This is a genomic window from Anaerotignum faecicola, from assembly GCA_024460105.1.
Lineage (GTDB): Bacteria > Bacillota > Clostridia > Lachnospirales > Anaerotignaceae > JANFXS01.
Window position 1 is genome coordinate 1 of sequence record JANFXS010000423.1, and the last position, 414, is coordinate 414.

General features: G+C 39.1%; 1 protein-coding gene. It reads left to right on the plus strand.

What is annotated here, in order from left to right:
* Positions 1-195 (plus strand): hypothetical protein (locus NE664_14690; GenBank protein ID MCQ4727882.1); only part of this gene is annotated, 195 nt, incomplete at its 5' end.
* Between the last annotated feature and the right edge of the window lie 219 nt (positions 196-414).

The window sequence follows — 414 nt, forward strand, 5'->3', positions numbered from 1 at the left end:
CTGGATCAAAAGGTTGCCCAATGGTTTGCCAATCGATTTGGTGAAAACGGTACTGTTTATGAGGCGGAAATTTCAAAGGAACATATTTTAGCGCTATTTAAAGGAAGAAATGAATGGGAGGTGATTGTGGAACCAGATCACTTGCTTCAGTTATCAGAAGCTTTGGAAGAAAATATGGAAGAACCACAGTTATAAAAACGTGATGGCGGGAACATGAACATTCTAGTTCTTTTTTTATGTCAGAAAGGAGAAGGAAATGAAAAGAAAGTATCCCCAGAAGAATAAACAGCGACCAGCGAAAAAACTTCCGCCGGAGAGCAGAGTCCAACCTAATAAAAAAGTAAAGTATCACAGACGCTATGATCAGATTTACGGGAGGTAATCCATATGGAAAAAGCATCCCATAAAGCCAAT